Raw genomic sequence first — 16,068 nt, 5'->3', positions numbered from 1 at the left:
GCTTGACAGCGCCGATGGTACTGCAACCGAAGGGTTGTGGGAGAGTAGGACACCGCCGAACTTAACGTGAAGGAAGGGCCTGGCCCGGTTGAGACGAAATGTCTCCCGGTCCAGGCCCTTTTTCATGTCCGGGTCACGGGCCGCCGGCGCAGGGGCGAGGACAGCACCAGTGACGTCGTCGTCTCGCCGTAGCGCTGCACCTTCTCGACGAGCTCTTCCAGCTCCGCCGTGTCGCGGCACAGCACCCGCAGGATCCAGCACTCGTCGCCGGTGACGTGGTCCGCCGCGATGACTTGGGGGAGGGGCAGCACCGCCGTCCGGAACCGCGGGGTGTCCAGGCTCCGCACCCTCGCGCGCACCAGCACCTCGATCGGCAGGCCCAGCTTGGTCGTGTCGACGTGCGCCGCGTAGCCGGTGATCACGCCGCGCTCCTCGAGCCGGCGCACCCGCTCCGTCACCGCCGAGCCCGACAGCGACACCCGGCGGCCGAGCTCCGAAAAGCTGAGCCTGCCGTCGGACTGGAGCAGCTCCAGCAGGTGCCAATCGACGTCGTCGAGGTCCACCGCGACTCTCCCGGGTTCGTGCGGCCAGAACGCGGAAATCCCCGGCGCACCGGGGCTCCCACCCCGATTCTCCCCTGTGCCCGCGGCCCCGCGACCAGCAGGATTCTTCTCATGACACGCACACTGACCGTCCCCGCCCCGGCACCGGAACTCGCTGAGACGTACTTCGGCGCCGAGCTCGCCTTCGAGGTCGATCCCGACGACCTCGCCCGCGACCTCGAAGCCGGCCGCACCGACGGCTACGTGATCGTCGAGACGCGCGCGCCCGAGGCGTTCGCCCAGGCGCGAATCCCCGGGGCGGTCAACCTGCCCTACCGCGACCTGACGGCGGAGAGCACCAAGCACCTCGACCGGGACGTCGTCTACGTCTGCTACTGCGAGAGCACCAACTGCAACGCCGCCACCAAGGGCGCGCTCAAGCTGGCGCAGCTCGGGTTCCGCGTGAAGCGGCTCTCCGGCGGCATCTCGAGCTGGATCGCAGCCGGCTACCCCGTGGAAAGAACCGTCGACGGTACCGCGGCCCCCGGCATCCGCTGCGCCTGCTGACCTACCCTGGAAACCGTGACACGACTGCTGATCATCCAGCCGGACACCTCGGATCCGCTCGGCGCCCTCGGCGACTGGCTGACCGAAGCCGGCGCGGAACTGGACGTCCGGCTGCCGCCGAAGGACGAGCTGCCCGCGGACCTCGACGGCTACCGGGGCGTCGTCTGCCTCGGCGGCGGCATGGGCGCGGAGGACGACGCGAAGCACCCGTGGCTCGCCGACGTGCGACGGCTGCTGTCGAAGGCGGCCGTGAAGCAGCTCCCCACCCTCGGGATCTGCCTCGGCGCGCAGCTGCTGGCCGTCGCGACCGGCGGCCGCGTCGAGGTCGGGGCCGACGGGCCTGAGGTCGGCCCGCACCTCGTCGCCAAGAAGGACGCGGCGTGGACCGATCCGCTCTTCGCCGATCTGCCGCTGATGCAGGACGTCCTGCAGTTCCACAACGACGTGATCACCCGGCTCCCGCCCGGCGCCGAACTGCTCGCGTCCGCGCCGCGCTACGCGAACCAGGCTTTCCGGTACGGCCGTTGTGTCTACGGTGTCCAGTTCCACATCGAGACGACACCCGCCGTCGTCGAGAGCTGGGCGGCGGAAAGCCCGCAGGAGGCGGAATTCGCCCGTCCGGGCTCACTCGAGCACGACGCGCTGATCACGGTGCACGCGGACATCGCCGAAACCTGGCGTCCGTTCGCGCAGCGGTTCGTCCGGTTGGCCGCCGGTGACCTCGAGCCCGCCGCCCAGAGTCAACGCTCGTTACCGCTGGCTTAACGGCAGATGTCACAAACAGCTACGGCCTGTTAACGCCAGGCGTCACCCGTCAGGTACCTTGCGGGAAGAGTCCCACAAGGGCGTTCGGAGGTCGGGGTGGAGCCCTCGTTGCTGGTCGTGATCGTGGTCGTCACGGCTTTGGTGTTCGATTTCACGAACGGGTTCCACGACACCGCGAATTCGATGGCGACGTCGATCGCCACGGGCGCGCTGCGGCCGCGGGTGGCCGTCGCGATCTCCGCGGTGCTGAACCTGGTCGGCGCCTTCCTGTCGGTGGAGGTCGCCAAGACGATCTCCAGCGGCCTGGTGGACGACACGAAGATCGGCCCGGCGATCGTCTTCGGCGGGCTGATCGGCGCGATCGTCTGGAACCTCGTGACGTGGTTCGTCGGCCTGCCGTCGAGTTCGTCGCACGCGTTGTTCGGCGGCCTGATCGGGGCCACCTGGGTGTCGGCGGGCGCCGACTCGGTCCACTTCGGAAAGATCGTCGAGAAGGTCCTCGTGCCCGCGGCGGCGAGCCCGGTGATCGCCGGCCTCGTCGCGATGACCGCGACCTACCTGGTCTACCGGTTCCTCGTCCGGGGCCGCCCGGCCACGAAGGGCTTCAAGGTCGGCCAGATCGTTTCGGCGTCGCTGGTCTCGCTCGCGCACGGCACCAACGACGCGCAGAAGACGATGGGCGTCATCACGCTCACGCTCGTCAGCGCCGGCAGCCTCCCGGCGGGCGCCGCCCCGCCGGTCTGGGTGATCATCAGCGCCGCGTGCGCCCTCGCGGCCGGCACCTACCTCGGCGGCTGGCGCATCACCCACACCCTCGGCAAGGGCCTGACCGACATCGAGGGCCCGCAGGGTTTCGCCGCCCAGACGAGCTCGGCGCTCGTCATCCTGATCTCGTCACGGCTGGGTTTCCCGCTGTCGACGACGCACGTGTGCTCGGGCGGGATCGTCGGGTCCGGTGTCGGACGGCGGGAAGCGCCCGTCCGCTGGCGGATGGCGGGCCGGATGGTCGTCGCGTGGCTGTTCACGCTGCCCGCGGCCGCGATCGTCGGCGCGATCTCCGGCAAGATCGCTTCGCTCGGCAACGTCGGCACCATCGCCGTCGGCGTGGTCGGTGTCGGGGTGGGCGCCGGCATCTACTTCCTTTCGCGCCGCCACCCGGTCACCGCGCACAGCTTCCAGGTGCCTGAGCCGACGCCCGCCGATTCCGAACCGGGCCGCCTGGCCGCCTGAGCCGGATTCCCCGGCTACGGTGGTCGGTGATGGCAGACCGCGCGCGAACGACCGCTTCGGCGGCGAGGTACGGCTTCACCGATGCCCGTGCCGAGGGTCAGTTGCGCGCGGCCGGCTGGTGGGACGACGCCGGCCCGGTCGCTTCGGCCGCCGACGTGCTCGCGGCGCTGTCCCGCGCCGCCGACCCGGACCTCGCGCTGCGTGGTCTGGACCGCATCCGCGAGGCCGACGACGCCGAGTGGACGCGCCTCGAAGAACAGCTGCGCGCCAACCGGACGTTCCGCGGCCGGCTCCTCGGCGTGCTGGGCACGTCGACCGCGCTCGCCGACTTCCTCGCCGCCAACCCGGACCAGTGGCACGCGCTCACGGGTGACAAGTGCACCGATTCCGCCTGCTACCGCGAAGCCCTGCGCTCGGCCCTCGTGCGTGCCGACGGCTCCGTGCTGACCGGGCTCGAAGCCGAGCAGGCGCTCAAGATCGGCTACCGCGGCCAGCTGCTCGGCATCGCCGCCGCCGACCTCGGCCACTTCGTCGAACCGGGGCTCGAGTACCCGCGCTACGCCGAGGTCGCGGCCCAGCTGACCGAGCTCGCGGAAGCCGCGCTGGCCGCCGGGCTGGTCGTCGCCGAGGCCGAGGTCGGGAAGCCGGCCGAGGGCACTCTCGCCGTGATCGCCATGGGCAAGTGCGGTGGCCGGGAGCTCAACTACGTCAGCGACGTCGACGTCATCTTCGTCGGCGAAGGCGATCTCGGCGCGGCCACGAGGCTGGCGAGCACGATGATGCGCGTCGTCGGCAAGGCGTGCTTCGAGGTCGACGCGGCGCTGCGCCCCGAAGGCAAGGCCGGCGCGCTCGTCCGCACCCTGGAAAGCCACCAGGGCTACTACCAGAAGTGGGCCAAGACCTGGGAGTTCCAGGCACTGCTCAAGGCGCGCCCGGTGGCCGGCGACGCCGAGCTCGGCCGTCAGTACGCCGAGATGGTCGCGCCGTTGGTGTGGTCGGCGGCCGACCGGGACAACTTCGTCGACGAGGTGCAGCAGATGCGCCGCCGCGTCGAGGGCCACGTGCCGTCCGAGCACGCCGAGCGTGAGCTGAAGCTCGGCCGCGGCGGCCTGCGGGACGTCGAATTCGCCGTCCAGCTGCTGCAGCTCGTGCACGGCCGGATCGACGCGGACCTGCGCTCGCCGTCCACGATGGACGCACTCGCGGCGCTCGGTGAGGGCGGCTACGTCGGCCGCCAGGACGCGGCCGAGCTGGGCGCGTCGTACGAGTTCCTGCGGATGCTCGAACACCGCCTGCAGCTGCGGCGGCTGCGCCGGACGCACCTGTTCCCGGCCGCGTCGGAGACCGGCGAGCTGCGCATCCTCGCCCGCGCCAGCGGGATCAAGCCGACCGGCGGCAAGAGCCCCGGCGACGCGCTGCTCGCCGAGTTCCGGCGGCACGGCCAGGGCATCCGGCGCCTGCACGAAAAGATCTTCTACCGGCCGCTGCTGCAGTCGGTCGCGAACGTGCCGACCGAGGCGCTGCGCCTGACCACCAAGCAGGCCGCCAGCCGCCTCGCCGCGCTCGGCTACACCGCGCCCGACGGGGCGCTGCAGCACATCAAGGCCCTCACCTCGGGCGTCTCGCGCCGTGCGGCGATCCAGCAGGCGCTGCTGCCGGTGCTGCTCGACCTCCTCGCGGACACACCCGATCCCGACGGCGGGCTGCTGTCGTACCGGAAGGTGTCGGAGGCGCTCGAGGACACGCCGTGGTACCTGCGGGTGCTGCGGGACGAGGGCACGGTCGTCGAGAACCTGGCACTGCTGCTCGGCACCTCGCGGCTGGTGCCGGACCTGCTGGTCCGCGCCCCCGAGGTGCTGCGCCTGCTCGGCGACCCGGCCCGGTTGCTGGGCCGCACGCCCGCCGAGGTCGCGACGTCGTTGCGCGCCACCGTCCGCCGTCAGCCGGGGGTGAACGCCGCCGTCGCCGCGGCGCGCTCGCTGCGCCGGCACGAACTGCTGCGCGTCGCCTGCGCGGACCTGCTCGGCCTGCTCGACGTGCCCGAAGTCTGCGAAGCGCTGTCCAGCGTCTGGGTGGCCGTGCTCCAGGGCGCGCTGGCCGCGGCGTTCCGCCAGCGCCAGGCCGAGCTGGGCAAGACGCCGGCCCGCATCGCCGTGATCGGGATGGGCCGCCTCGGCGGCGCCGAACTCGGCTACGGCTCCGACGCCGACGTCCTCTTCGTGTGCGAACCGTCCGAAGGGGTCTCGGACGCCGACGCGGTGAAGTTCGCGTCGTCGGTGGCGGAGAGCGTCCGGAAGATGCTGGGCGCGCCGAGCTCCGACCCGGCCCTGGTCGTCGACGCCGACCTGCGGCCCGAGGGCCGGAGCGGGCCGCTGGTGCGCACGCTCGAGTCGTACCGCGCCTACTACGCCCGCTGGGGCGAGGTGTGGGAGGCGCAGGCGCTGCTGCGCGCCCGGTTCGTCGCGGGCGACGACGACCTCGGCGAGCGGTTCATCGCGATGATCGACCCGATCCGCTACCCCGAAAACGGCTTGGATGCGACGAAGGCGCGCGAGATCCGCCGCATCAAGGCGCGCGTGGAGACGGAACGGATGCCCCGCGGCGCCGACCCGACGCGCCACACGAAACTGGGCCGGGGCGGCCTCGCCGACGTCGAGTGGACGGTCCAGCTCCTCCAGCTCCAGCACGCGTGTTCGGTACCGGGCTTGCGGACGACGTCGACGCTGGACGCGCTGGCGGTGCTCCCGGGCGCGGGTCTGGCCACGGAGTCCGAAGCGGCGTCGCTGCGCGAGGCGTGGCTGCTGGCGACCCGGGTCCGCAACGCGGGCATGCTGGTCCGCGGCAAGGCGGTCGACGAGGTCCCGGGTTCGGGCCGCGACCTGACGGCGGTGGCCAGCGTGCTCGGCCACCCGGCGACGGACGATCCCGGCGAGTTCCTCGACACGTACCGCCGCATCACGCGGCGGGCGCACACCGTGGTGGAGCACTTGTTCTACGAGGCCTGACCTACAGTGGGCGGGTGACCGATCGCGAGCCCTTCCGGACCCGGATCAAGGTCCGGCACTACGAGCTGGACACCCTGGGCCACCTCAACCACGCCGTCTACCACTCCTACGCCGAGGTTTCCCGGCTCGAGCTGCTGGAGAAGGCGAACGCGCTCAAGGGCCTGCCCGGCGTGGCGTCGGTGCTGCTGGAGACGCACGTGGTGTTCCGCCGGGAGCTGCGCGCGGGCGACGAGGTCGACGTGACGTGCGACGTCAAGTTCGGCAGCGGCAAGACGTTCAAGATGGACTCGACCATCCTCAAGCTCGACGGCACGGTGGCCGCGGAGATCACCTGCACGCTCGGCCTGATGGACCTGGAGCTCCGCAAGCTGGTCCCGGACCCGCGCGGCCGCTTCGAAGCCGCGGGCGCGGACCTCCGCGTGCTCTCGACCGCGGAATGATCCGCCCGGCGACCGCCACCGACTGGCCGTCGATCTGGCCGATCATCGAGGACGTCGTCACGGCGCAGGAGACGATGCCGTACGACCCGGCACTTTCGCCGGACGCGGCCCGGCGTTCGTGGCTGCTGCCCGCACCGGCCCGCACGGTGGTCTTCGCCGAAGGTGACTCGGTGCTGGGAACGGCGAACATGTACGCCAACCGCCCGGGCCCGGGCAGCCACATCGCTTCGGGCAGCCTGATGGTCGCGGCTTCCGCCCGCGGCCGGGGAGTGGGCCGGGCCCTGACGACGGACATGATCGCGTGGGCCCGTTCGGCGGGATTCGCGGCGATCCAGTTCAACGCGGTGGTGGACACGAACACGGCGGCGGTCAAGTTGTACGAAAGCCTGGGCTTCACGACGCTGGGCGTGGCCCCGGGCGCGTTCCGCCACCCTTCCCACGGCGACGTGGGCCTCCGCATCATGTGGCTCGACCTGCGCTGAACCGAGAAACGCCGGCGGCGAGGGCTCTTCGCACCTCACCGCCGGCGTGACCTTGGCCGGGTTACCGGATCACACGTCGTAGTACAGGCTGAACTCGTACGGGTGCGGGCGCAGGCGCAGCGGGTCGATCTCGTTCTCGCGCTTGTACGAGATCCACGTGTCGATCACGTCCGGCGTGAAGACGCCGCCCTCGAGGAGGTACTCGTGGTCGGCTTCCAGCGTGTCGAGGACCGTGCCCAGGTCGCCCGGGACCAGCTTGACGTCCTTGGCCTCCTCGGGCGGGAGCTCGTAGAGGTCCTTGTCGATCGGCTCCGGCGGCTCGATCTTGTTCTTGATGCCGTCGAGGCCGGCCATCATCATCGCCGAGAAGGCCAGGTACGGGTTGCCCGACGAGTCCGGGCAGCGGAACTCGGCGCGCTTGGCCTTCGGGTTGTTGCCCGTGATCGGGATGCGGACGCAGGCCGAGCGGTTGCGCTGCGAGTAGACCAGCGAAACCGGGGCCTCGAAGCCCGGGACCAGGCGGTGGTAGGAGTTCACCGTCGGGTTCGTGAAGGCCAGCAGGCTCGGGGCGTGCTTCAGCAGGCCGCCGATGTAGTGGCGCGCGGTGTCCGACAGGCCGGCGTAGCCCGACTCGTCGTGGAACAGCGGCTGGCCGTCCTTCCACAGCGACTGGTGGCAGTGCATGCCCGAGCCGTTGTCGCCGGCGAGGGGCTTCGGCATGAACGTCGCCGTCTTGCCCGCCGCGAACACCGTGTTCTTCACGATGTACTTGAACAACTGCAGGTCGTCGGCCGCGTGCAGCAGCGTGTTGAACTTGTAGTTGATCTCGGTCTGGCCGGCGGTGCCCACCTCGTGGTGCGCGCGCTCGATCTCGAAACCGATGTTCGTCAGGTTGCGGACGATGTCGTCGCGCAGGTCGGCGAAGTGGTCGACCGGCGGGACGGGGAAGTAGCCGCCCTTGAACTTCGTCTTGTAGCCCTGGTTGCCGCCCACCTCGTCGGTGCCGGTGTTCCACCAGCCCTCGATCGAGTCGATCTCGTGGAAGGAGGCGTGCTCGGCGGAGTCGAAGCGGATCGAGTCGAAGATGTAGAACTCGGCTTCGGGACCGAAGTACACGTTGTCGGCGACGCCGTACTCGGCGATGTACTGCTCGGCCTTGCGCGCGATGTTGCGCGGGTCACGGCTGTACGCCTCGCGCGTGAACGGGTCGTGCACGAAGAAGTTGAGCGCGAGCGTCTTCGCCTTGCGGAACGGGTCGATCCGCGCCGTCTCCGCGTCCGGCAGGAGCAGCATGTCGGACTCGTGGATGGACTGGAAACCGCGCACCGAGCTGCCGTCGAACGCGAGACCCTCTTCGAAAGCCTCTTCGGTGAAGGCCTTGGCGGGGACCGTGAAGTGCTGCATCACGCCGGGCAGGTCGCAGAACTGGACGTCGACGACTTCGACGTCCTGGTCGGCGATGAGGCGCTGGATGTCGTCTGGAGTAGTGGGCACCCTCGGTGACTCCTTCTCGTTCGAGCTCGTACGGCAGTGCTCTCTTCGGCTCACGCTAAAAGTGCGGTGTTGCCCGTCCGTCACCCATATGTTTCGCCGGTGTTAACGGGTGGTCGATATCGGGTATCCGACCAGGTCGGATGTGTTCCGCGCCACCGGCATACCCTAGACGGGTGGCGAGATGGACCGGTGAATGGCTGCCCGGCACCGGCGAGGGCGGGCAAGCCGAGGCTAGAGACGGCTCCCGGTGGCCGGGCGAGAAATTCGGATTGCCCGAGTCGGGCGTCGGCTCGGCGGCGACCGGGGGTGCGCGGCTGCTCGGGCTGATCGTCGACCTCGTCGTCGCGGCCCTGGTCACGGCCATCTTCCTGCACCCGAGCCTGCAGGACTCGGCCGCGATGCAGGCGTTCAACCTCTGGTCCGGCGGGGTGTGGGCGATCATCTCCGTCGTGTCCGCCGGCTTCTTCGGCTTCACCCCCGGCATGGGCGTCGTCGGCATCCGCGTCGCCCGCCTCGACGGCGCCGCGCTCCTCGGCCCGCCGCGCGCGCTGGTCCGGGCGGTGCTGACGTTCTTCATCATCCCGGCGGCGGTCCGCAACGCCGACGGCCGCAGCTGGCTGGACCGGCTGACCGGCACCGTCGTCGTCCGGCTGCGCTGAACCACGGAAAAGGCCCCCGTCCGGAACCGGACGGGGGCCTTTTCGGCTGCGGGGGTCAGCGGCGGCGGATCGTCCGCTGGACGTTGCGCATCTTCGCGCCGGCCGGCATCGGGCCCTTCGGCATCGCCGCGCCGCGGTTGCCGAGGGCGGCGAGCTTCGCCTCGAGGGCGTCGACCTGGGCGGGCTTGAGGTTGCGCGGCAGCTTCATCAGGTAGCCCTGGAGCTTCTTCAGCGGGATCTGCTTGTCTTCGTGCCCGATGATCACGTCGTAGATCGGCGTCTCGCCGATCAGGCGGGAGACGCGCTTCTTCTCCTGGGCGAGGAGCGTCTTCACGCGGTGCGGCGCGCCCTCGGCGACCAGCACCACGCCCGGGCCGCCCAGCACGCGGTGCACCGCGTCGAGCTGCGTCGTCGCCGCGACGGTCGGCGTCACCTTCCACTTGCCGCGGAGGTTCTCCAGCGCCCACGCCGCGGCGCCGGGCTGGCCGTCGGCCTTCGAGTAGACGGTCTTCTGGACGCGCCTGCCGAAGATGATCATGGCGAGCAGGGCGCCGAGCACGATGCCCAGCGGCAGCAGCACCCACTGCGAGTCGAAGAAGAACCCGATCCCGAACAGGACGCCGGCGACGACGACGATCGAGCCGGCCATCCACGGGATGAGCCACGGGTCTTCCTTGCGCTGCATCTTGAAGGCCTCGAAGAGCTGGCCACGACGTGCCTTGCTCGCCGCGCGCTTCTCCTTCTTGGCCTGCTTGGCCGCTTCCTTGTCCTGCTGTCCCGCCATATGACCAGGATACGGCCGCGTGCCCCTGCCCCGATTCCCCGTCCCCCTCTGCGAGGATGCGGGACGTGACTGGCGTACTTTCCCCGAAGGGCCATTCCCGCCTGCTCGACGGTCTCGACCCCGAGCAGCGTGCCGCCGCCAGTGCCCCGCGAGGGCCGGTCTGCGTGCTCGCCGGAGCCGGAACGGGCAAGACCCGCACGATCACCCACCGGATCGCCCACCTGGTCAGGTCCGGGCACGTTTCCGCAGGTCAGGTGCTTGCTGTCACGTTCACGACGCGGGCCGCGGGCGAGATGCGGACCCGGCTGCGCGGCCTCGGCGTCGACGCGGCGCAGGCGCTGACGTTCCACGCCGCCGCCCGCCGTCAGCTCCGGTACTTCTGGCCGCGCGTGGTCGGCGACCGGCCGTGGGACTTGATGGAGAACAAGCTGCGGTTCGTCGGCCAGGCCGCGAACCGGGCGAAACTCGGCACCGAGGTCGAGGTCCTGCGCGACCTGGCGAGTGAGATCGAGTGGGCGAAGGCGTCGCTGGTCGGCCCGGACGACTACCCGGCGGTCACCGCGCGCGCCCAGCGGGACATCCCGGCGCCGGCCGCACAGATCGCCGAGGTCTACCGGACCTACGAAGAGCTGAAGAACGCGGCGCAGGTGCTCGACTTCGACGACCTCCTGCTCCACACGACGGCGGTGCTGGAGGAGCACGGCGTCGTCGCCGAGGAGTTCCGAGACCGCTACCGCTGCTTCGTCGTCGACGAGTACCAGGACGTGACGCCGCTGCAGCAGCGCCTGCTCGACGCGTGGCTCGGCGGGCGCGACGACCTGACCGTCGTCGGCGACGCCAACCAGACCATCTACTCCTTCGGCGGCGCGTCGCCGAAGTCGCTGCTGGAGTTCACGCGGCGCTACCCGGACGCCACCGTCGTCCGCCTCGAGCGCGACTACCGGTCGACGCCCGAGGTCGTCTCGCTGGCGAACCGCGTGATCGGCGCGGCTCGCGGCCGCCCCGCGGGCTCACGGCTGAAGCTGATCGGCCAGCGGCCGCCGGGCCCGGAGCCGCGCTTCGCCGAGTTCGACGACGAGGCCGTCGAAGCCGAGGCCGTCGCGCGGCGCATCCGCGAGCTGCTCGACGGCGGCGTCACGGCGAGCGAGATCGCGATCCTGTACCGCGTGAACGCCCAGTCCGAGGCGTACGAGTCGGCGCTGGCCGACGCCGGCATCCCGTACCTGGTCCGCGGCGGCGAGCGGTTCTTCAACCGGACCGAGGTCCGCCAGGCGATGTCGGCGCTCCGGGCCGCGAGCGGCGACGTCAGCTCCGACCTGGTCACGACGGTGCGTTCGGTGCTGGCCCGCGTCGGCCTCACCGAGTCCCCACCCGCGGGCGGCGCGGCGAAGGAGCGCTGGGACGCGCTCCTGGCGCTGGTCGAGCTGGCCGAAGAGCTCGCGTCGACGGTCGCGGACGCGGACCTGCCGCGGTTTTGCGCCGAGCTGGACCAGCGCGCGGCGGCCCAGCACCCACCGACGGTCGAGGGCGTGACGCTGGCGTCGCTGCACGCGGCGAAGGGCCTGGAGTGGGACGCGGTGTTCCTGGTCGGCCTGGCCGAGGGCACGATGCCGATCCTCCACGCGGGCGACGACGAAGCCGCGATCGAGGAGGAGCGCCGCCTGTTCTACGTCGGCGTGACGCGGGCGCGTGAGCACCTGTGGCTCTCGTGGGCGCTGGCCCGGACGCCGGGAGCCCGCCGCAACCGCCGCCGCAGCAGGTTCTTGTACGGCCTGATCCCGGAGGACCACCCGGCCGCCCGCGTGGCCCGCGCCCAGCCGAAGCCCATGTCGGCGAACCCGGCGAAAACCCGCTGCCGCGTCTGCGGCGGCCCCCTCCTGGAGACGATCGAGGTCAAACTCGGCCGCTGCGCCCGCTGCCCGTCCACAGTGGACGAGGCCCTCCTCGACCGCCTCAAAACCTGGCGCGCCGACCGGGCCAGGGAGTTGAAGGTGCCGGCGTTCGTCGTGTTCACCGACGCGACGCTGATGGCGATCGCCGAGCAGCGCCCGCTGGACGAGGCGGCGTTGGTGACGATTTCCGGAATCGGGGCGACGAAGCTCGAGCGCTTCGGCATGGAGATCCTGGGGGTGGTCCGGGCGTCGTCGGAGTCCTGAGGACGAATGGCTGACGCCAGCCTCGGCTGGCGCGTGGGTGGGTGTCCCGCGTGGCTCGCGAGGTGGGCTCGGCGCAGCCGACGCGGCTCGCGCGGTTCGCGCGGTGGGTTCGGCGCAGCCGGCGGTCGCTGGCCGGGGCTGGCCTACGCCGGGCTGGCCTGGGGCTCGCGCGGTGGGTTCGGCGCAGCCGACGCGGCTCGCGCGGTCGGCTCGGCATGGCTGGCGGTCGCTGGCCGGGGCTGGCCTACGCCGGGCCGGGCCGGGCCGGGCCGGAGCTTGGGTGGGTGCCTCGCGCGGCTTGCGAGGTGGGCTCGGCTCAGCCGGCGGTTGCGGCCGAGCCGGGCAAGTGGGCCGCCCGGTGGTGGGAGCCGCGCGGCGGATGTGCGTGGTTCGTGCGGCTCGGCTGATGTGCGCGTTCCGCTCTTGCGGTGAGGCCGTGTGGCTTGGCGGGCCGGCTCGTGCGGCTGAGCTGCGCGGCTGGTGCGGCGGGTCGGCGGTGATGCGGTGTTGACCGCGTGCGAGCCATGATCGACGCGGCGAACCCGCTGCTCAGGGGCGATCTTCGTAACTTCGAGGATTTTCCCGTTAATTGAGTTGCCCCCGTGTGGTGGGGAGCAATAACCTGCCAGTACCGAGCCCGAAGGGCTCGGCTGGGGATCCACGTTGACAGCGCCGCTCGGCGGCCGCGTGTGCAGCATACAGAAGGAGGTGCCGGTGAAATGACCATCAACATGACGCTCACGAACCCGGGCACCCGTCTGTCCTGCGCCGCGGAAGTTGCGGCTGCTCAGCGCCCGGGCACCGGTGTGTCCGTGAGCGCGCACGAGATCCGTGGCATGCGGCGCGTCGAGCGTCGTTGGGCCACCGGTGTCGTCGTCTTCGGGACGCAGGGCGTTGTCGCCGCGTACCCGCAGGCCGATCTGCCGACCATCAAGCAGTTCCGTGTTCCGTTGTCGATACGGGAGCGAAGTTCCTGACCTAGTCAGGACACGAGGCTCACGAAGGCCGCGGAACCGGAAAACCCGGATCCGCGGCCTTCGTGTTTTTGGCTGCACAACCCAAGAGGAACAGCGTTGCCCAGCTCCAGCACCCACCCGAAAACCCGTACGACACAAGGAGGAACCACCATGTCATCGGCCGTCGCCTACGCCTCCGGTGAGGCAATATTCGCCGACCTGCTCGACCCGATCGCCGTCCCCGACGTGGCGCTGCCCTGCCGTTCGGGCGACGCGGACCTCTGGTTCGCGGAGTCCCCGGCCGAGCTCGAGCGTGCGAAGGCCCAGTGCGCCGACTGCCCGGTGCGCGAGGCCTGCCTGGCCGGCGCGCTGGCCCGTCGCGAGCCGTGGGGTGTCTGGGGTGGCGAGATCTTCGAGCGCGGTGTCGTGATCGCGCGCAAGCGGCCCCGTGGCCGTCCGCGCAAGAACGCCGCCGTCGAGCCCGTCGCCGCCAAGGCCGGCGGCGATCACCGGAGCGCCGCCGCATGAGCGTCGAACCGGTCACGACCAGGGATTACGAAGCACACACCAGCAGCGAGCCGCTGCAGTTGACGAAGACCGAGATCGAGGAGATCAGCGAGATGTTGCTTTACGAAGAACTGTCCAGGGCCCGAATACGGGATCTGGAAGAGGGGGTCCGCGCCCAGCGGGCCCGAGGTAGCGCACGTGCCGTCCGCCGGTGGAGCCGAGTAGCCCGATGGGCGGCTCGACGCGCGGACCGGTACCAGGACCCGAGCTGAGCGCTGGGCCCCTGCCGCCTTCGGGTGGCGGGGGCCTTCGCGCTTCCCTCGTCCGGCTTCCCGCGCCGGAACGCTGGTGTTCAATGGGCCGATGCCCGGACACACCCACCACGACATCGACTGGGCCGACCGCCTGGCCCAGCTGCGCATGGCCGACGCGCTCGACGCGGAAGCGCTCACGCCCGTCGCCCGGCGGCTGCTCGCCACGGTGGCGGAACAGCCGACCGTGGTCGACGTCGGCTCCGGGGCCGGCGGGATGAGCGTGCTTTTCGCGCGCGAGCTCGCCCGCGCCGGCGGGGGCACCGTCGTGCTCGTCGACGCCACACCGGAACTGCTCGCCGAGGCCCAGCGAGCGGTCGCCGAGGCGGCCGGCGACGCCGTCGAGGTCGTCGGCAGGCGGGCGGACCTCGCCGATCCCGGACTGGCCGGGCAGGTGCCCGCCGCCGATCTCGTGTGGGCCGCCGGCGTCGTTCACCACCTCGGTGACCAGCAGGCCGCGCTGCGCACACTGGCCGGCCTGCTCCGCCCGCGCGGGGTATTGGCCATCTCCGAGGGCGGGCTCGACCTCCGGTGCCTGCCCTGGGAGCTCGGCGTCGGCCGGCCCGGCCTGGAGCAACGGCTGCTCGCCGCGCGGGGCGAGTGGTTCGCCCGGATGCGGGCCGAGCTCGACGGCAGCGTCGCCATGCCCTACGGCTGGCCCCGCGCGCTTCGCGAGGCCGGGCTCGAGGGCGTCGAGTCGTTCGGCGCTCTCATCGACCACCCGGCGCCGGGTTCGGACCGGCTGCGCGAGTATGTGCTGCAGCGCATCGGGTGGCTCGCCGAGTCGGTCGGGGAGTGGCTCGCCGCCGACGACCGCGAGGCGGTCGCCGCGCTGACCGATCCGCGCAGCCCGGACTTCCTCGGCCACCGGGACGATCTTTTCCTGTTCGGCGCCAAGGAAATCCACTGTGGACGGTTGCGGTGAGCGCCCCGGAACCACCGGCGTGCACCCGCTGCGGCCGCCGCCGCTCGGACGACGACGATCCGGCCACGGCGCTCGCCTGGGTGTCCACGCGCGAGCGGGGCGCGCTGCGGTGGCTGTGCCCGGACTGCGCCCGGCAGCACGTGCGCGACATCGAGGGCAAGCTGCCCGACGAGTACTGGTGATCAATCCGGCCTCCCGGGCGGGGCGGCGCGGGGGAGTCCGGGCGCGACGTGTCGGTTCAGCCTCCTGCGAGGTGGAACGGTGCCGGTGGGTCCGGGCGCGAGGTGTCGATTCGGCCTCCTGCGGGGTTGATCGGGTGCCGGTGGGGCCGAGGTCAGGCCGCGTCGCCCGAGGGGGCCATCGGGATGGCGCGGACGCGGGGGCGGGGTGTGCGGGACGCTTCGCCGTACGCCCGGGCCAGCTCCTGCGCCACCTCGTCGGGGACCTGGCGCAGCTGGCGGACCGTGCAGCGGACCAGGACGATGCCCGTCGCCGCCAGTGCCAGGTGACTGAAGCCGCCGGAGGGGCCCGGGCCGCAGCGGTACTGCCAGGCCAGGCCGAGCTCGTCCCACCACCCGTCGGCCTCGCCGATGCGCCGGCCACGGCGGTCGCAGATCGTCACGTCCCAGTTCGGCGGCGGGAGACGCGCTGTCTCCAGGACTCGGGTGGCCAGTCCGTGGGCCTGGATCGGTCCGTCGTCCAGGTCACGCAGCACCCGCCGGACCGCCGACGTGCCGCGCTGGGGACCGGCGTCGAGCTCCCGCACCAGCTCTTGGCGGTCGCACAGCCCCCAGTAGAGCGGCAGCGTCAGCAGGTGGCGGATCCGGCCCGGATCCGGCTCCGTGCGCGCCAGGTCGAGCGCGGCCCTGGCCGGCGGGGCGAACGGCAGGCCGTCGACCTCGACCGGGTCCGGCAACCGGGCCGTGCGCGCCGCACGGACGCCTTCGCACGCCACCACCCGGCAGTGATCGGGCACCAGCAGCCGGATCTCGCCCGCCGGTGGGCACTTCACGCCGTGGGCCTGCAGCGCGTCGGCGCCGGTGATCACCACCTGCGGCCCGTACCGCACCAGCGCGGCGTGCAGCAGCTGCTGCCGCGTCGGAGCCGTGTTGCGCAGCAGGACGACACCGGGGTGCAGGCGGCGCCACGGCCCGCCGGGGCCGCAGAGCCGCCTGGTTCTTCGGTCGGACACCCCGGCCCTTCGCAACTGTTCGAGGTTCATCACCTCGCACGTGCCGGGGTTAC

At 71.6% G+C, this 16,068-nt stretch carries 17 protein-coding genes; 13 read left to right on the top strand and 4 right to left on the bottom strand.

What is annotated here, in order from left to right:
* Nucleotides 1–122: 122 nt before the first annotated feature.
* Nucleotides 123–563 carry an Lrp/AsnC family transcriptional regulator gene (locus tag SD460_RS44105; RefSeq protein WP_290053386.1) on the bottom strand — a complete coding sequence of 147 codons (441 nt, stop codon included), beginning with the start codon at nt 561–563 and terminating at the stop codon, nt 123–125.
* 111 nt (nt 564–674) lie between these two features.
* Between SD460_RS44105 and SD460_RS44100 the strand changes: the two genes are divergently transcribed.
* From SD460_RS44100 to SD460_RS44075, 6 genes are all read left to right on the top strand, one after another.
* A complete protein-coding gene (locus SD460_RS44100; RefSeq protein ID WP_290053383.1) occupies nt 675–1,109 on the top strand; it encodes a rhodanese-like domain-containing protein in 435 nt (144 codons plus the stop codon).
* A 15-nt stretch (nt 1,110–1,124) separates the two neighbouring features.
* Nucleotides 1,125–1,874 carry a type 1 glutamine amidotransferase gene (locus tag SD460_RS44095; protein ID WP_318307675.1) on the top strand — a complete coding sequence of 250 codons (750 nt, stop codon included), beginning with the start codon at nt 1,125–1,127 and terminating at the stop codon, nt 1,872–1,874.
* Between the two features lie 96 nt (nt 1,875–1,970).
* Nucleotides 1,971–3,104: an inorganic phosphate transporter gene (locus SD460_RS44090; RefSeq protein ID WP_290053378.1), complete on the top strand. Its 1,134-nt coding sequence runs from the start codon at nt 1,971–1,973 to the stop codon at nt 3,102–3,104.
* A gap of 29 nt (nt 3,105–3,133) precedes the next feature.
* A complete protein-coding gene (locus tag SD460_RS44085; protein ID WP_290053376.1) occupies nt 3,134–6,109 on the top strand; it encodes a bifunctional [glutamine synthetase] adenylyltransferase/[glutamine synthetase]-adenylyl-L-tyrosine phosphorylase in 2,976 nt (991 codons plus the stop codon).
* Between the two features lie 14 nt (nt 6,110–6,123).
* Nucleotides 6,124–6,549, top strand: coding sequence for an acyl-CoA thioesterase (locus tag SD460_RS44080; protein ID WP_290053375.1), 426 nt, complete (start codon nt 6,124–6,126; stop codon nt 6,547–6,549).
* On the top strand, nt 6,546–7,031 hold the full coding sequence (locus SD460_RS44075) for a GNAT family N-acetyltransferase (protein ID WP_290053374.1): 486 nt from the start codon (nt 6,546–6,548) through the stop codon (nt 7,029–7,031). Before SD460_RS44080 ends, SD460_RS44075 begins: the two co-directional genes overlap by 4 nt.
* A gap of 69 nt (nt 7,032–7,100) precedes the next feature.
* Here SD460_RS44075 and glnA read toward each other — a convergent pair whose 3' ends face one another.
* Entirely contained in the window at nt 7,101–8,525 is a 1,425-nt protein-coding gene (gene glnA / locus SD460_RS44070; protein ID WP_290053372.1) for a type I glutamate--ammonia ligase, read from the bottom strand.
* A 269-nt stretch (nt 8,526–8,794) separates the two neighbouring features.
* Between glnA and SD460_RS44065 the strand changes: the two genes are divergently transcribed.
* Nucleotides 8,795–9,184 (top strand): RDD family protein, encoded by a 390-nt coding sequence (locus tag SD460_RS44065; RefSeq protein WP_290053394.1) that lies wholly within the window; start codon nt 8,795–8,797, stop codon nt 9,182–9,184.
* Nucleotides 9,185–9,239: 55 nt separating this feature from the next.
* Here SD460_RS44065 and SD460_RS44060 read toward each other — a convergent pair whose 3' ends face one another.
* Entirely contained in the window at nt 9,240–9,968 is a 729-nt protein-coding gene (locus SD460_RS44060) for a DUF4191 domain-containing protein (RefSeq protein ID WP_290053371.1), read from the bottom strand.
* A 65-nt stretch (nt 9,969–10,033) separates the two neighbouring features.
* On the opposite strand from SD460_RS44060, the gene SD460_RS44055 reads away from it, so the two are divergent.
* The 6 genes from SD460_RS44055 (at nt 10,034) to SD460_RS44030 (ending at nt 15,005) form a co-directional block, all read left to right on the top strand.
* Nucleotides 10,034–12,124: an ATP-dependent DNA helicase UvrD2 gene (locus SD460_RS44055; protein ID WP_290053370.1), complete on the top strand. Its 2,091-nt coding sequence runs from the start codon at nt 10,034–10,036 to the stop codon at nt 12,122–12,124.
* A 719-nt stretch (nt 12,125–12,843) separates the two neighbouring features.
* The gene (locus SD460_RS44050; protein ID WP_290053368.1) at nt 12,844–13,101 is read left to right on the top strand and encodes a hypothetical protein; all 258 of its coding nucleotides are present in this window, start codon (nt 12,844–12,846) and stop codon (nt 13,099–13,101) included.
* A gap of 150 nt (nt 13,102–13,251) precedes the next feature.
* Entirely contained in the window at nt 13,252–13,608 is a 357-nt protein-coding gene (locus SD460_RS44045) for a WhiB family transcriptional regulator (protein ID WP_290053365.1), read from the top strand.
* Nucleotides 13,605–13,859, top strand: coding sequence for a hypothetical protein (locus SD460_RS44040; protein ID WP_290053364.1), 255 nt, complete (start codon nt 13,605–13,607; stop codon nt 13,857–13,859). The genes SD460_RS44045 and SD460_RS44040 overlap by 4 nt, the downstream gene beginning before the upstream one ends.
* 91 nt (nt 13,860–13,950) lie before the next feature.
* Nucleotides 13,951–14,823 carry a class I SAM-dependent methyltransferase gene (locus SD460_RS44035; protein WP_290053361.1) on the top strand — a complete coding sequence of 291 codons (873 nt, stop codon included), beginning with the start codon at nt 13,951–13,953 and terminating at the stop codon, nt 14,821–14,823.
* Nucleotides 14,820–15,005, top strand: a complete 186-nt coding sequence (locus SD460_RS44030; protein ID WP_290053359.1) for a hypothetical protein — start codon at nt 14,820–14,822, stop codon at nt 15,003–15,005. The genes SD460_RS44035 and SD460_RS44030 overlap by 4 nt, the downstream gene beginning before the upstream one ends.
* Before the next feature lie 152 nt (nt 15,006–15,157).
* Here the strand turns inward: SD460_RS44030 and SD460_RS44025 are convergent, their stop codons facing one another.
* Entirely contained in the window at nt 15,158–16,045 is an 888-nt protein-coding gene (locus SD460_RS44025) for a type IV toxin-antitoxin system AbiEi family antitoxin (protein ID WP_318307674.1), read from the bottom strand.
* Between the last annotated feature and the right edge of the window lie 23 nt (nt 16,046–16,068).

Source organism: Amycolatopsis solani, assembly GCF_033441515.1.
Taxonomy (GTDB): domain Bacteria; phylum Actinomycetota; class Actinomycetes; order Mycobacteriales; family Pseudonocardiaceae; genus Amycolatopsis; species Amycolatopsis solani.
Note: the sequence above shows the minus strand (reverse complement) of the source record. Positions and strands in the feature narration are given on the sequence as shown.

Excerpts from the sequence above, each read along its gene's own strand:
- SD460_RS44025 (WP_318307674.1), bottom strand. The coding sequence starts at position 16,045 with ATGAACCTCGAACAGTTGCGAAGGGCCGGGGTGTCCGACCGAAGAACC.
- SD460_RS44050 (WP_290053368.1), top strand. The coding sequence starts at position 12,844 with ATGACCATCAACATGACGCTCACGAACCCGGGCACCCGTCTGTCCTGC.
- SD460_RS44060 (WP_290053371.1), bottom strand. The coding sequence starts at position 9,968 with ATGGCGGGACAGCAGGACAAGGAAGCGGCCAAGCAGGCCAAGAAGGAG.
- SD460_RS44040 (WP_290053364.1), top strand. The coding sequence starts at position 13,605 with ATGAGCGTCGAACCGGTCACGACCAGGGATTACGAAGCACACACCAGC.
- SD460_RS44100 (WP_290053383.1), top strand. The coding sequence starts at position 675 with ATGACACGCACACTGACCGTCCCCGCCCCGGCACCGGAACTCGCTGAG.
- SD460_RS44045 (WP_290053365.1), top strand. The coding sequence starts at position 13,252 with ATGTCATCGGCCGTCGCCTACGCCTCCGGTGAGGCAATATTCGCCGAC.
- SD460_RS44035 (WP_290053361.1), top strand. The coding sequence starts at position 13,951 with ATGCCCGGACACACCCACCACGACATCGACTGGGCCGACCGCCTGGCC.
- SD460_RS44085 (WP_290053376.1), top strand. The coding sequence starts at position 3,134 with ATGGCAGACCGCGCGCGAACGACCGCTTCGGCGGCGAGGTACGGCTTC.
- SD460_RS44075 (WP_290053374.1), top strand. The coding sequence starts at position 6,546 with ATGATCCGCCCGGCGACCGCCACCGACTGGCCGTCGATCTGGCCGATC.